This window comes from Hylemonella sp. P2_B10 (assembly GCF_056404875.1).
In genome coordinates this window covers 760,345-774,243 of record NZ_JBFUDE010000003.1, presented here as the reverse complement: position 1 = coordinate 774,243, position 13,899 = coordinate 760,345, and the positions used below count along the sequence as shown (strand labels likewise).

At 67.0% G+C, this 13,899-nt stretch carries 11 protein-coding genes; 8 read left to right on the top strand and 3 right to left on the bottom strand.

Annotation, left to right across the window (positions count from 1 at the left end; all coding sequences use genetic code 11):
• Window positions 1-154: 154 nt before the first annotated feature.
• From AC1DX2_RS15965 to AC1DX2_RS15955, 3 genes are all read left to right on the top strand, one after another.
• Complete coding sequence (locus tag AC1DX2_RS15965) at window positions 155-2,899, top strand: chemotaxis protein CheW (RefSeq protein WP_477197341.1); 2,745 nt, start codon at window positions 155-157, stop codon at window positions 2,897-2,899.
• Between the two features lie 78 nt (window positions 2,900-2,977).
• Entirely contained in the window at window positions 2,978-3,499 is a 522-nt protein-coding gene (locus AC1DX2_RS15960; RefSeq protein WP_477197340.1) for a DUF1801 domain-containing protein, read from the top strand.
• A gap of 222 nt (window positions 3,500-3,721) precedes the next feature.
• A complete protein-coding gene (locus AC1DX2_RS15955; protein WP_477197339.1) occupies window positions 3,722-4,294 on the top strand; it encodes a DUF2087 domain-containing protein in 573 nt (190 codons plus the stop codon).
• 18 nt (window positions 4,295-4,312) lie between these two features.
• Here the strand turns inward: AC1DX2_RS15955 and AC1DX2_RS15950 are convergent, their stop codons facing one another.
• The 3 genes from AC1DX2_RS15950 to pcaF are packed head-to-tail and all read right to left on the bottom strand — an operon-like array spanning window position 4,313 to window position 6,836.
• Window positions 4,313-5,068: a sulfite exporter TauE/SafE family protein gene (locus tag AC1DX2_RS15950; protein ID WP_477197338.1), complete on the bottom strand. Its 756-nt coding sequence runs from the start codon at window positions 5,066-5,068 to the stop codon at window positions 4,313-4,315.
• A 4-nt stretch (window positions 5,069-5,072) separates the two neighbouring features.
• The gene (locus AC1DX2_RS15945) at window positions 5,073-5,624 is read right to left on the bottom strand and encodes an N-acetyltransferase family protein (RefSeq protein ID WP_477197337.1); all 552 of its coding nucleotides are present in this window, start codon (window positions 5,622-5,624) and stop codon (window positions 5,073-5,075) included.
• A gap of 3 nt (window positions 5,625-5,627) precedes the next feature.
• Window positions 5,628-6,836 (bottom strand): 3-oxoadipyl-CoA thiolase, encoded by a 1,209-nt coding sequence (gene pcaF / locus AC1DX2_RS15940; RefSeq protein ID WP_477197336.1) that lies wholly within the window; start codon window positions 6,834-6,836, stop codon window positions 5,628-5,630.
• Window positions 6,837-6,992: 156 nt separating this feature from the next.
• Between pcaF and AC1DX2_RS15935 the strand changes: the two genes are divergently transcribed.
• From AC1DX2_RS15935 to AC1DX2_RS15915, 5 genes are all read left to right on the top strand, one after another.
• On the top strand, window positions 6,993-7,427 hold the full coding sequence (locus AC1DX2_RS15935) for a DUF1841 family protein (protein WP_477197335.1): 435 nt from the start codon (window positions 6,993-6,995) through the stop codon (window positions 7,425-7,427).
• An 88-nt stretch (window positions 7,428-7,515) separates the two neighbouring features.
• Window positions 7,516-9,585 (top strand): PAS domain S-box protein, encoded by a 2,070-nt coding sequence (locus AC1DX2_RS15930; protein WP_477197334.1) that lies wholly within the window; start codon window positions 7,516-7,518, stop codon window positions 9,583-9,585.
• A gap of 96 nt (window positions 9,586-9,681) precedes the next feature.
• Window positions 9,682-10,188, top strand: coding sequence for a hemerythrin domain-containing protein (locus AC1DX2_RS15925; RefSeq protein ID WP_477197333.1), 507 nt, complete (start codon window positions 9,682-9,684; stop codon window positions 10,186-10,188).
• Window positions 10,189-10,209: 21 nt separating this feature from the next.
• On the top strand, window positions 10,210-11,136 hold the full coding sequence (locus AC1DX2_RS15920; protein ID WP_477197332.1) for a histone deacetylase family protein: 927 nt from the start codon (window positions 10,210-10,212) through the stop codon (window positions 11,134-11,136).
• 24 nt (window positions 11,137-11,160) lie between these two features.
• Window positions 11,161-13,863: a bifunctional acetate--CoA ligase family protein/GNAT family N-acetyltransferase gene (locus tag AC1DX2_RS15915; protein WP_477197331.1), complete on the top strand. Its 2,703-nt coding sequence runs from the start codon at window positions 11,161-11,163 to the stop codon at window positions 13,861-13,863.
• Window positions 13,864-13,899 lie beyond the last annotated feature (36 nt).

The following is a 13,899-nucleotide window of genomic DNA, read 5'->3' as shown; positions in this document are numbered from 1 at the left end:
TATAACACTACATTTTAAAATGTCAATCCCCTTCGAAACGGGGCGTCCAAGTCGCGCAACATGCACCGTGTGGAGGCACGCAACTTGCTGTTTACCGTGCACAACATGTTTTCAGGGAGCGGCGCCCACAAAGCTGCCGGCGCCAATTTTTTCGATGACTGCCTCTACCGCTTCGCTAGCCACCCCTCACACCCTCACCCGCCTGTTGCGCCACATGCCGCAGGTGCAGTCACGCCGGCAGGAACTTCGGTTGGTGGAATCAAGCTGGGACAACCTGGCGGTGCTGTCCTCGCTGTCCAGGCTGTCGTCCGGGGCTTCATCCGGCGGTGATTTGAGCCGGGCACGGCAAGACTTTGCCGCGCTGTCCGGAGAAATGATGCACGGCCTGCAAACCGAGAGCCTGCACCATGCGCTGGACGGGCTGGGCTCCAAGGCGCAGGTGTGCATCGATATCCTGGTGCGCAACCTGTTCGAGCGCACGGCCGACATCGGCTTTCTGGCCACCGATGGCGTCATTGCCCAGTTCCTGGCCCAGCCGGGCAGCGTGCCCACGACCGGGATGGAAGCGCGTCTGCGCGAGTACGCGGCCAAGTACTCGGTGTATGGCGACATCTGCCTGTTCGACACCCACGGAGAACTGCACGCCAGTCTGCTGCCACGCCCCGGGGCGCTGACCCTGAGCGGAACGGACCTGGCCTTCCTGCAACAGGTGCTGGCCAGCCCGGATGCCTATGTGGAGCACTATGGAATGCACCACTTCTGTGCAAGCCCGCCAGGCCCAGGCGACGGCGTGGGCAACCATGTTGGTGCACCCAACGGGGCAACCGCACCCGGCCAGCAACCCACGCTGCTGTATGCACACCGCGTGGAAGCCGGCCACACACAGGTAGGCGCCCTGTGCCTGCAATTCCGCCTGGCCGACGAAATGCCGGCCATCTTCCAGGCGATCCAGGGTGAAGCCGCAGGCGGCGAGGACGATGGCACGACACTGGCGCTGATCGACGCGCAAGGCCGGGTGATCGCCAGCAGCGATGCGCTGCAACTGCCGGCCGGCTGGGTGCTGCCCCCCGCGCGCGCGGCCGGCTCGGTCACGCTGCGCCACCTGGGACGCGAATACCTGATGGTGGTGCGCGACACCCGGGGCTTCCAGGGTTACATGGGGCCGGGCTGGCGCGCGTTGGCCATGATTCCCATGGACATGGCCTTCGACGTCGCTGACGCGCGCGACGCCTCGCCGCTGATGCTGGAGGCCGCGCGCAGCAATGGCCTGCTGGCGACCGACCTGCGCGACATCCCTCGCAACGCGGCCACCATCCAGTCGGCGCTGGAGCGCTCGGTATGGAACGGCCTGCTGGACATCAACCGCATAGCGACCGACGGTTCGGCCGCGCAGGCGCGCGAAATGGTGTTCGCGCGCACGCTGCTGTCGGAGATCGGCAACACCGCGCACAAGACGGCGCTGGCCTTTTCCAGCACGTTGCAAGACCTGCATTTCGTCGTCATACGCGCGATGCTGCGCGACGCCCAGGACCGCGCTTCGCTGGCCATGCAGATCCTGGACCGCAACCTGTACGAGCGCGCCAACGACTGCCGCTGGTGGGCGCTGACGCCGCAATTCGCCGACACACTGCGCACCGGCAAAGTGGGCTGCGAGCAGGCCTCGCAGGTGCTGCAGTACATCAATTCGCTGTACACGGTGTATTCGTCGCTGGTGCTGTTCGACCGCCACGGCACGGTGGTGGCCACCTCACGGCCCGAGCTGGCGCACCACGTGGGCCAACCCATCAGCGACGCCTGGGTGCAGCCGGCGCTGCGGCTGCATGCCAGCAAGGACTACACGGTGAGCAGCTTCGCACCCAGCCAGTTCTCAAACGGGGTGCCCACCTTCGTCTACGCCGCCGCCGTGCTGGATGCCGAGCGCCCCGGCGGGGGCGCGGGGGCCAGCGTCCTGGGCGGCATAGGCATCGTGTGGGACGCGGCCAACCAGTTGTCCTCCATCCTGGCTGACTGCGGCGAGGGCTGCTCGGCAGACGACCTGCTGGCTTTCGTCGACAACGCCGGTCAGGTGCTGTTCAGCCACGGCCAGACCAGCCTGCTGGACGGTACCCAGGCCGTGGCCACGGCGCAGCGTGGCAATGACATCGTTGAACTGAGTGGTGGTCTGCTGGGCGCCGGCACCCACCGTGGCCAGGGCTACCGCGAATTCCGCCTGCAGGACGGCTATGACCACGGCTTCAGTTGCGTGGTGCTGCGCAGCCTGTGCAAGCCCGAGGCGCGCGCCGCCCAGGGCGCCCAGGCTGGGCGGCCCGCCGCCCGGGCCGGCGTGGTGGACGCGGCGTTCAGCCTGCAGATGGCCACCTTCAGCGTCGGCGGCTACTGGCTGGGCTTGCCAGCAGCCCAGGTGCTGCTGGCGGCGCCGGACGCCACCACCGTCAGCGCCGGGCGACCCACACCACCGTTTGCCGGCATCGTGCCCATAGGCACCGAAAAAACCTTCCCGGTGATCGACCTGCGCAGCGCCACTGCGGCCACGCCGGGCAGCGCACAACCCACAGACAGTGCGCGCCAGCTCATCCTGGTGCGGGTGACACAAGACGCCGCCGCGGGCGGCCGCAGCCACGACATCGCGCTGCGCGTTGACGCGCTGGGCTCGGTGCTGGAGGTGGACAGCCGCAAGCTGCAAAAGCTGGACCTGATGGGCGGTGGCGGTGTGGCTGGCATGGGCGGCAGCGTCAGCATGGTGGACGCGGTGGTGTCGGTGCCCACCGCCGCTGCGGCCCATGGGCAAGCCGGCGAGGCGGTGCTGTGCCGGCTGTCCATGCGCTGGCTGCAGCACTGCGCCAGCGGTCTGGCGAAGGATTTCGCGCCGCAGGACTTGTCGGCACTGGCTGTGGCCTAAACGCCGGAGTCCCGTGGCTGCGGTATCTTGCAGCGGGTGTGCACCACGCCTTGCCCGATTGACCCCCTCGGAGCCCTGGTGTACAAACAGCCACCCACTGAACCACCCGAGATGCAGTCGCAAGCCAAAACCGTGGCCAAGTACCTGGCCGAGTTGCCGGAAGACCGCCGCGGCGCCATCGCCGCCGTGCGCCAATTGGTGCTGGACAACCTGGACCCGGCTTACCAGGAAGCCATGCAGTACGGCATGATTGGCTGGAGCGTGCCGCACAGCCTGTACCCGGCCGGCTACCACACCGACCCGAAGCAGCCACTGCCCTTCGCCGCGCTGGCCTCGCAGAAGAACTACATGTCGCTGTACCTGATGGCCACGTACTGTGGCTGCACCGAGGACGGCGAAACGCCGGACGTCCAGTGGTTCCGCACCGCCTGGGCCAAGACCGGCAAGAAGCTGGACATGGGCAAGGCCTGCCTGCGCTTCAAAAAGTTGGATGACCTGGCGCTGGATGTGCTTGCCGAGGCGATACGCCGCGTGCCGGTGCAGACGTATATCCAGCGCTACGAAGCGGGCCTCACGGCCATGGCCAAGGCGCCGCGCTAAAATCGCCCGCAGGGTCCGCAGTTCACCCAGGCGTTGCCGGAGTCCGTGCCACGCACGCTCACGCTAAACCTGCCGCTCGCGCAAACAAGCAAGCACCCACCCCGAAAAACGGCTGTTTTTCCATCGTGTGCCCTGCTGCAAACGGCAACCCCAGCGCTCGCCCTGCCATCCAGGCGAGTCAACGGCGCATGAGGAAAGAAAGCGACTTTTCATATGACCCGCATGCTTGTACCCCTGCCTGTGCCAGACGTTTCCACGTTTGCCAAGCGCCTGTTGACCGAGCTGGACCAGCGCGAAGCCCTGCCCTCGCACCTGGAACTGCTGAACCTGCTGGCGCGCGCCGCCGGCCTGCGCAACTACCAGACGCTGAGGGCGGCGGCCGGTGCGCAGCCCAAGACAGCCGCCGCCGTGCCACCCGCTGCACCACCCATTGCACCACCCGCTGTTTCGTCCAGCGCACCCGCCGCGTTGTCGGCCACCGCGCGCAAGGCGCTGCTGCAGTTCGACGCCCATGGCCGCCTGGTGCGCCTGCCCAACAAACTGTCGGTGCAGCAGATGGCCGCCTGGGCGCTGTGGACGCGCTTCACCGTGCGGCGCAAGTACACGGAGAAAGAGGTCAACCAGATCCTGAATGCGCACCACACGTTCGGCGACCAGGCCACCCTGCGCCGCGAGCTGGTGAACATGAAACTGCTGGGCCGCAAAAGCGATTGCAGCGAGTACTGGAAAGAGCCAAGGCGGCCGGATGCCGAGGTGCAGTCTTTCCTGACAACCTGGCGCGCAAACCTGAAGTAACGCGTGTGAACGCCTTCCTCAATGGAAGGCATCCCACAGCAGCTTGACGCCGGTGAGGAACATGCCCAGGTACACCAGCCGGTAGAACAGCTGCGGGTTGATGCGCCGCGCCAGCCGCACGCCCACCCACACGCCCAATGGCGCCAGCGGCAGCAGCACCAGCGAGGTGGCCATGTTGCGCCAGTCCAGCAGGCCCAGCCAAGCGTAGGGCACCCACTTGCTCAAGTTGATGACGAAGAAAAAGAAAGCCAGCGTGGCGGTGAAACGCACCGGCGGCAGGCGCAGCGGGATCATGTAGGCGTTGATGGGCGGGCCGCCGGCGTGCGAGATGAAGCTGGTGAAACCGGAGGTGGCGGTGAGCAACGCACCCAGCCAGCGCGGCGGTGGCTGGCTGTCGGCCTTGGGCGGGAACAGCAGGCGCTGGGCCAGGAACAGCAGCGTGGACAGGCCCACGATGCCGGCCACGGTGCGCGCGTCCAGCAGCCGGAACAGCAGCGCGCCGAGCACAATGCCCAGCAGCCCAAAGGGCAGCAGGAACTTCAGCAGCGGCGCATCGAAGTCCTTGCGGAAGGCGGCCATGCCCAGCACGTCCATCACCAGCAGCACCGGCATCAGGATGGCGGCCGCCTGCGGCACGGTGACGGCCAGCGCCATCATGGGCACGGCCAGCGAACCAAACCCCGCGCCAAAGCCGCTTTTGCTGATGCCCAGCAACAGCACGGCGGGCACGGCGACGGCGTAGAAGAAGGGGTCGGTGATCAGCGGGAACCCCATGCCGTCAATTCACCGGCGATGGCCGCAAATCCAGCGCCATGTGCACCTTGTCGTAGTCCATACCAGCCACCTTGATGGCGCCAGGCAGCGTGCCCCAGGCGACGAAGCCGCAGCGCTGGTACAGCGCGATGGCGGGCGCATTGCCGGCAGTCACCGTCAGGTCCAGCCGCTCCAGCGTGGGCAGCTGGCGACAGCGCGTCAGCAGGTCGCGCATCAGCGCGCCGCCAATGCCGCGCCCGCTGCCCTCCGGGGCCACCACCATGCCCACCACGGTGGCATAGTGGCGCTCTTTCGGGCGATAGCGGCCCGACACACCCACTGTGCCCAGCAATTCGCCACCCGCAGCAAAGGCGCCGATGAAGAAATCATGCGGGCGTTCGGGCTTCTCAGTGAGCCGCTGCACAGAAAAGTCCAGCGTGCGTGCCTGCTCCTCGTCAGCACCGGAGGTGAAGGCCGTGGGGTGCTCGCGCAAGCCCCGAAGGCGCAACGCGCGGTAGGCTGGCGCGTCGTCCGGCGTCAACAGCCGCACGCTGACCGGCTCAGGCGTGGCCGCCACCGGTCAAACCCTCTCAATCAGCAATGCAATGCCCTGGCCCACGCCTATGCACATGGTGCACAGCGCGTAGCGCCCGCCGCTGCGGTGCAGCTGGTTGACGGCCGTGGTGGCCAGGCGCGCGCCGCTGGCACCCAGCGGGTGGCCCAGCGCGATGGCCCCGCCATTGGGGTTGACGCGCGGGTCATCGTCTTGCAGGCCCAGCAGGCGCAGCACCGCCAGACCCTGGGCGGCAAAGGCCTCGTTGAGCTCGATGACGTCAAGCTGCGCCAACGTGATGCCGGTCTGCGCCAACAGCTTTTGCGTCGCCGGTGCCGGGCCTATGCCCATCACGCGCGGCGGCACACCGGCCGTGGCCATGCCGACCACCCGGGCACGCGGCGTCAGGCCATGCCTGTACGCCGCTTCCTCGCTGGCCAACAACAGCGCACAGGCACCATCGTTGACGCCGCTGGCGTTGCCGGCCGTCACGCTGCCGTCGGGCTTGACGATGGGCTTGAGCTTGGCCAGCGCCTCCAGCGAGGTATCACGCGGGTGCTCGTCGCGGTTCACCACCACCGGCTCGCCCTTCTTGGCCGGCAGCGTCACCGGCGTGATCTCGGCGTCGAAGAAGCCGCTGGCCTGGGCCGCCACGGCCTTTTGCTGGCTGGCCAGCGCCATGCGGTCCTGGGCTTCGCGCGCGATGCCGTGCTCGGCGGCGACGTTCTCGGCCGTCTCGGGCATGCTGTCCACGCCATAGCGCTCTTTCATCAGCTTGTTGACGAAGCGCCAGCCTATGGTGGTGTCGTAGACCGCGTTGTTGCGGCTGAAAGCAGCCTCCATCTTGGGCATCACGAAGGGCGCGCGGCTCATGCTCTCGACGCCGCCGGCCAGCATCAGCGCGGCCTCGCCGGCCCGGATGGCGCGCGCGGCACTGCCCAGCGCGTCCAGCCCGGAGCCGCACAACCGGTTCACGGTGGCGCCGGGCACCTGCACCGGCAGCCCGGCCAGCAGACTGGCCATGTGGGCCACGTTGCGGTTGTCCTCGCCAGCCTGGTTGGCGCAACCCATCAACACATCGTCCACCGCTTGCCAATCGACCTTGGGGTTGCGAGCCATCAGCGCCGCCAATGGGATGGCGGCCAGGTCATCGGTGCGCACGCCGCTCAAGGCGCCGCCGTAGCGGCCAAACGGGGTGCGCTGGGCGTCGCAGATGAAGGCTTGGGGATGGGGCATGGGAGGTCTCCGGTGCGGCTTGTTCTGAGGTTGCAGCTAGTTTATGCGCTGCGCCTGTGGCGGGCTGTCGCACGGGTGGCCACGGTGCCAGCCGGCACATGTGGTTTCTTCCCATGCCGCTCTCACGCCAGCCGAACACCCGCGACAATAGAGGCCATGTTCCAGCCTTCCCAAGCCGACGTCCGCCGCTTCTTCTGCTCCGTCTACGCCAAGGCCCTCAAGGGCGAGCCGCTGGAGCCCATGGAAACACTGGCCAGCCAATGGATGGACGAGCACCCGGAATACCACGCCGACTTTGCCGACGTCGACGCGGCGCTGCGCAACATGGGCCTGGTGGAGGAAGGCAAGACCAACCCCTTCCTGCACCTGAGCATGCACCTCTCCATCAGCGAGCAGTGCAGTGTGGACCAGCCGCGCGGCATACGCCAGGCGGTGGAGTTGCTGACGGCGCGGCTGGATTCGCTGCATGACGCCCACCACGAAACCATGGACTGCCTGGGCAAGATGATCTGGGAAAGCCAGCGCTCGGGCCGCCCACCCGATGGCAACGCCTATATCGACTGCGTGCAGCGCCGCGCCACCCGCGACTGACCCGCGTCAACCCACGGGTCGCCCGCCATAGGCAAGCACGGGACGAACGTGTACCATGGTTTGAACAACAACCACGGAGCATCCGCAGATGGGCCTGTTGGCCAAACTGTTGCCCCGGTCGACCAGGCGGTGGCTGCGTGCCGCCCTGGCGGGAGACGAGGACGACAGGTTCGAGCGCATCTTTGAAGCCAGCCCGGACTGGATCGTCATCACGCGCCTGAGCGACGGCACGGTGGTCACCGCCAACCGGGGGTTCCAGACGCTGTCGGGCTACACGCTGGCCGAGGTGATGGGCCAGAGCCTGGGCCGCTTCAATGTGTGGGTGCATGCCCAGCAGCGGGCCGAACTGGTCGCGCAGATGCAGGCCCATGGCGAGGCGCACAACACGCTGGTGCAGTTGCGCCGCAGGGACGGCGAGGTGCTGGACTGCATCGTCAATTGCAGGCTACTGGCACTGGAGGGCACCCAAAAGACCCACGCGCTGTGGATCGCCCGCGATGTGACGGGCCAGATCGTCGCGCAGGAATGGTTCGGCGCGGCCTTCCGGCTGACGCCCAATTTCATCTCGATCTCGCGCCTCAGCGATGGCCGATACGTGGAGGTGAACGCCGCCTTCGAGCGCATGATGGGCTACAGCCGCGAGGAAGTGCTCGGCCGCACCTCCGGCGAGTTGAACATCTGGGCCGACAAGGGGGAACGTGACGCATTGGTGCTGTTGCTGCGCAAGCACCAGGCGGTGACCGACCATTTCATCCGCGTGCGGGCCAAGGACGGCCGCGTCATCGAGGCGTTGGCCAATGTGGCCACGTTCGAGTCGCGCGGCGAACTCTTCATGATCGGCGTGCTGCGCGACGTCACCGCAGAACGCGCGGCCGAGCGGGTGCTGCAGGACAGCGAGGCGCGCTTCTCGCGGCTGTTCGACCAGTCGCCACTGCCCATGTGCTACTTCAGCAGCGAGAACAACTTCGCCATCGCGCACTGGAACCAGGCCGCGTTTGACATCTTTGGCCTGGACCGCACCCGCGACCAAGGCAAGCAAGGCGATGTGCTGGGCATCTGGGCCAATCCTGAGGACAGGCAACGCTCCGTCGAGCGATCGTGGCGGCGTGAGCTCGTCAGCGGCGAAGAGGTGCAGATGCGCCGCAGCGATGGCCAGTTGATGTGGATGAGCATCTACACACGCGTCATCAAGGACGCCACGCGCGAATTGATGGTCTACACCTATGTCAACGTCACCGAGCGACGGATGGCGCAGGACGAGGTGCTTGCACTCAACTTGCAGCTGGAGGAGCGCGTGGCGCTGCGCACCGGCGAATTGCAGAGCGCCAACCGGGAGCTGTCGCAGACGCTGGAGACACTGCGCCTGGCCAAGGACCAGCTGGTGCAGTCCGAGAAACTGGCCGCCCTGGGCGCGCTGGTGGCGGGTGTGGCGCATGAGCTGAACACGCCCATAGGCAACGGCCTGACCATGGCCAGTGCGCTGGAGCACAAGGTGCAGGTCTTCGAGCAGGTGACGGCCGATGGCGTGCGCCGCTCCGACCTGAAGGCCTTTGTGGACGACACCCGGCTGGCCGCCGAGGTGATGCGGCGCAACCTGGAGCGCGCCGGAGCGCTGGTGGTGACCTTCAAGCAGGTGGCTGTGGATCAGACCAGTTCGCACCGGCGGCGCTTCCAGCTGTCTGCGGTGGTGGGCGAGATCCTGGTAACGCTGGCACCCACGCTGCGCAAGTCCGAATGCGTGGTGCAGACCCAGATTGCTGATGAGTTATGGCTGGACAGCTACCCCGGTCCCTTGGGCCAGGTGCTGACCAACCTGATCAACAACGCCATGTTGCACGCCTTCGAGACCGGCCAGCCGGGGCGCATAGAGATCAGCGCCACCGCGCCGGACACCGCACACGTGGCGATCCGCCTGCGCGACGACGGCCGCGGCATCCACCCCGACGACCAGCGCCGCGTGTTCGAACCCTTCTTCACCACCAAGCTGGGCCAGGGCGGCTCCGGCCTGGGCCTGCACATCGTGCACAGCATCGTCACCAGCGTGCTGGGTGGGCAGATCGAGCTGCAAAGCACACCCGGCCAGGGCGCCGTCTTCTCGTTGACCCTGCCCTTGCGCGCGCCGGACCGGGCGGAGTCGGCACCCGCGCCACTGAACTAGCAGGGAAAAAACCCACGCCGGCTTGATTTGGCGCAAAGCGGCCCATGTCCGCGCTACCGAGAATTGCCTCAATGCCGTCAAGGCAAGGAGAGCCCCATGGTCGCGCGCGCACACCTCGCAGCCCAGCCCACTGATTTCACCGCGCTGGATGCCTGCCATCGCGATATGCTGGGCCATCTGCAAGAATTGACGCGGCTTGTTGACCAGGTACAGCTGGGTGAGCCAGGTCCCCAAATGCGGCGCATCGCCGGTCATGTCGAGCACTTCTTTTCCGCTGCCTCGCGGGCACACCATGCGCAGGAGGAGGAAACGGTGTTCCCCGCCCTGTTGGAATGTGCCGATGCCAATTTGGTGGCTACAGTGCGCACGTTGCAGCAGGACCATGGCTGGATTGAGGAAAACTGGCTGGCGCTGGCACCGCAGTTGCGTGCCATCGCCTCGGGAAATGGCTGGGTGGATCCGGCGGAGTTCCAGCACGCGGCGGCGCTGTTCGTGGACCTGTGCCGGGGCCATATCGCACTGGAAGAAACGCTGATCTATCCCGAATCCAAGGCCCGCTGGGCACAGGCCGTGGCGGCCCGCCGCAACCGGCAGCACGCCTGACCCCCACAGGAAGCCACCCTCGTGCTCACAGCCTACATCACCCACCCCGACTGCGCCCGCCATGAAATGGGCGTGCATCACCCCGAGTGCCCCGACCGCCTGGCCGCCATCGCCGACATGCTGCTGACCAAGGGCCTGCTGGACTACATGCAGCCTTATGACGCACCGCTGGCCACTCCCGAGCAACTTGGCCGGACACACACTGCCACTTACCTGCGCCAACTGATGCAAATGGCCCCACTCGAGGGCTACCACCATGTGGACCCCGACACCAGCTTGAACCGCCACACGCTGCACGCAGCGCAACGTGCCGCCGGCGCCGCCGTACTGGCCGTGGATCTGGTGCTCACTGGCCAGGCGCCCAACGCCTTTTGCTGCGTGCGCCCGCCGGGCCACCATGCCGAACGCTCGGCCGCCGGCGGTTTTTGTTTCTACAACAATGTGGCTGTGGGCATTCGCCACGCCATCTGTCAGCATGGGCTCAAGCGCGTGGCGTTGGTGGATTTCGACGTGCACCATGGCAACGGCAGTGAGGATATTCTTCATGATGACCCGCATGTGCTGATGTGCTCTGTCTTCGAACGCGGCATCTACCCGTTTTGCGGCGACACGCCACGCAGCGCCAATATGGTCAACGTCGGGTTGCCATCGCGTTCAGGCAGCGGGCCTTTCCGCGAGGCGGTCACCCAGCATTGGTTGCCCGCGCTGGACGGATTTAAGCCAGAATTGGTGTTCATCTCAGCCGGCTTCGACGGCCATCGCGAGGACGACATGGGCAACCTGGCTCTGGTGGAAGCGGACTATGAATGGGTCACCCAGCAAATCATGGCGGTGGCACGCCGCCACTGCCAGGGTCGCGTGGTGTCCTGCCTGGAAGGCGGCTATGCTCTGAGTGCGCTGGCACGCAGCGTGAGTGCGCACATAAAGGTACTGATTGGCGCGGACTGAGGTCCAGCGCAAGCTGAAACAGCCATGGACAAACACTACCTGACCCCCCTGTTTCTGCCGGAATCCATTGCGGTGTTTGCCGGTGCGGCCGATACAGAGCCTGGCGGCGACGGGCAGATCCCTGCCGCGCGCGCGCTGGTGCAGGCACTGCGCGCGCAGCACTACAGCGGCACGCTGACATTTCTGGACATCCGCAACACCAGCGGCACGCTGGCCGACCTGGCGCAGGCCAAGGCCGATCTGGCCATCATCGCGCTGCCGCCGGGCGAGGCGCCGGCAGCGCTGGACCTGGCCGCCCGCATGGCCTGCAAGGCCGCGCTGGTGCTGTCCAGCGGCATGCCGGCCGACGCCGCCGCCGAGCTGGCACGCATTGCCCGCCGCGAGGGCATGCACCTGCTGGGGCCCAACAGCCTGGGCTTCCAGAGTCCGCGCCTGCAGCTCAATGCCAGCACCATTCCCCAACTGGCCCGACCTGGGCCACTGGCACTGGTGTCGCAGTCCGGCGCGCTGACCTCATCCATGCTGGATTGGGCCAGTAACAACGCGGTGGGCTTCTCGCAGGTGGTGTCTTTGGGGCCGCACACCGCGCTGGACCTGGCACAGGTGCTGGACTTTTTGGCCAGCGACGCGCAGACACAGAGCATCCTGGTCTACCTGGAAGGCATTGCCAGCGCGCGCCGTTTCATGAGCGCACTGCGCTCGGCGGCCCACGTCAAGCCGGTGGTGGTGCTGAAAGCCGGGCGCAAGCCGGCCGGCCATGCCGCGGCGCAGACGCACAGCGCCGCCATCGTGGGCAGCGACGAGGTGTTCGACGCCGCCTTGCGCCGCGCCGGCGCGGTGCGTGTGCGCTCCTTTGTGGAGATGTTCTCGGCTGCCAAGTGCCTGGCCTCGCGCTACCGGCCAGTGGGCAAGCGGCTGGCGGTGGTGACCAACGGCGGCGGCCCGGGCGTGCTGGCGGCAGACTGGGTCAACGAGATCGGCTTGACGCTGGGCCAGCTCAGCCCGGCCGCGCGCGACGCGCTGGCACCGCAGGTGCCGCCGCTGGCCTCGCTCAGTGACCTGTTGGACTTGTCGGAAGACGCTGGGCCGGCGCACTACAGCGCCGCCGTGCAGGCCGCTGCCCAGGACCGCCAGGTGGATGGTGTGCTGGCCATCTTCTCCCCCAAGGCCGGCTGTGACGGCGGCGCCGTGGCCACCGCACTGGCCGAGTTGAAGTCTGCCATGACCAAACCACTGCTGGCCTGCTGGATGGGCGACAGCGCGGTGGTGCCGGCGCGCGGGGTGCTGAACCAGGCCGCCATTCCCAGCTTTCGCACGCCGGAAGCGGCGGTGGGGGCGTTTGGCAACATCGCCTCCTTCCACCAGAACCAGTTGCTGCTGCAACAGACGCCCTCGCCCCAGTCCACACTGGCGCGCGCCGACATCGAGGGCGCGCGGCTGGTGATCGAGAGCGTGCTGGCCGAGCGGCGCAAGGTGCTGACCGAGATGGAATCGAAGACCCTGTTGGCGGCCTTCCATATCCCGGTGACGCAGACGCTGTTGGCGCGCAGCGCCAGCGAGGCCATGCTGATCGCCACCCAGCTGGGCTTTCCGGTGGCGCTGAAGATCGATTCGCCCGATATCCCCCACAAGTCCGACGTGCAGGGTGTGGCGCTGAACGTGATGAACGGCGCCAGCGCGCGTGACAACTTCAACGACATGATGGAGCGCGTGGCGCGGCTGGCGCCGCAGGCGCACATCAACGGCGTCACCGTGCAGCGCATGGCCGGCGCTCGGCGCGGGCGTGAGGTGTACATAGGCATGGTGACCGACCAGCCCTTTGGTCCGGTGATCGTGTTCGGCGCTGGCGGCGTGATGATAGAGCTGATCAACGACCGGGCGATGGAGTTGCCACCGCTGAACCAGTTCCTGGCGCACCGGTTGGTGGAGCGCGCCCGCGTGGCCGAGACGCTGGGCGAGTGGCGTGGTGCATCGGCTGTGGACATGGGCGCGTTGGAGCAGGTGCTGCTGCGCGTGTCCGAGATGGTGTGCGAGCTGCCACAGCTGCGCGAGATGGACATCAACCCGCTGATCCTGGACGAGCACGGCGCTGTGGCGGTGGACGCGCGCATCGTCGTCGACAACGCGCCGCAATCCGAAGGCAGCCGCACCGGCAGCTACCAGCACCTGGCCATCCTGCCCTACCCGGCCCGTTATGAGCAACAGTGGCCGCTGCGCGGCGGCGGCGAATACACCGTGAGGCCCATACAACCCAGCGACGCCGCCATGCTGCAACAGATGGTGGCCGGCCTGTCTCCCGAGAGCCGCTACTTCCGCTTCGTCTCAGCCATGGCCCAATTGCCACCCACCATGCTGGCGCGCTTCACGCTGATCGACTACGACCGCGAAATGGCGCTGGTGGCGGTGATGAAGGAGCGCAGCGCGGGGGCCGACGGCGACATCGTGGAGACCCAGCGCATCGTGGGTGTGTCGCGCTACGTCACCAACCCGGACCAGACCAGTTGCGAGTTTGCGCTGGTGGTGGCCGACGGCATGGCCGGCCAGGGCCTGGGCTCGCGGCTGATGGAAAGCATCATGGAAGTGGCGCGCGACAAGGGCCTGAGCGACATCGTGGGCCTGGTGCTGACGCACAACGCCGGCATGCTGCGGCTGATGAAGAACCTGGGCTTTGGCGTCAAGCGTTACGCCGAGGACCCGGACTTCATGCTGGTGTCGCACCCGCTGTGAACGGTGTGGGGCCGCGCCAGGCCCCGCAACAACCCA

Coding starts and splice junctions, on each gene's coding strand:
- AC1DX2_RS15915 (WP_477197331.1), top strand. CDS start 11,161: ATGGACAAACACTACCTGACCCCCCTGTTTCTGCCGGAATCCATTGCG.
- AC1DX2_RS15935 (WP_477197335.1), top strand. CDS start 6,993: ATGTTCCAGCCTTCCCAAGCCGACGTCCGCCGCTTCTTCTGCTCCGTC.
- AC1DX2_RS15950 (WP_477197338.1), bottom strand. CDS start 5,068: ATGGGGTTCCCGCTGATCACCGACCCCTTCTTCTACGCCGTCGCCGTG.
- pcaF (WP_477197336.1), bottom strand. CDS start 6,836: ATGCCCCATCCCCAAGCCTTCATCTGCGACGCCCAGCGCACCCCGTTT.
- AC1DX2_RS15930 (WP_477197334.1), top strand. CDS start 7,516: ATGGGCCTGTTGGCCAAACTGTTGCCCCGGTCGACCAGGCGGTGGCTG.
- AC1DX2_RS15955 (WP_477197339.1), top strand. CDS start 3,722: ATGCTTGTACCCCTGCCTGTGCCAGACGTTTCCACGTTTGCCAAGCGC.
- AC1DX2_RS15925 (WP_477197333.1), top strand. CDS start 9,682: ATGGTCGCGCGCGCACACCTCGCAGCCCAGCCCACTGATTTCACCGCG.
- AC1DX2_RS15965 (WP_477197341.1), top strand. CDS start 155: ATGACTGCCTCTACCGCTTCGCTAGCCACCCCTCACACCCTCACCCGC.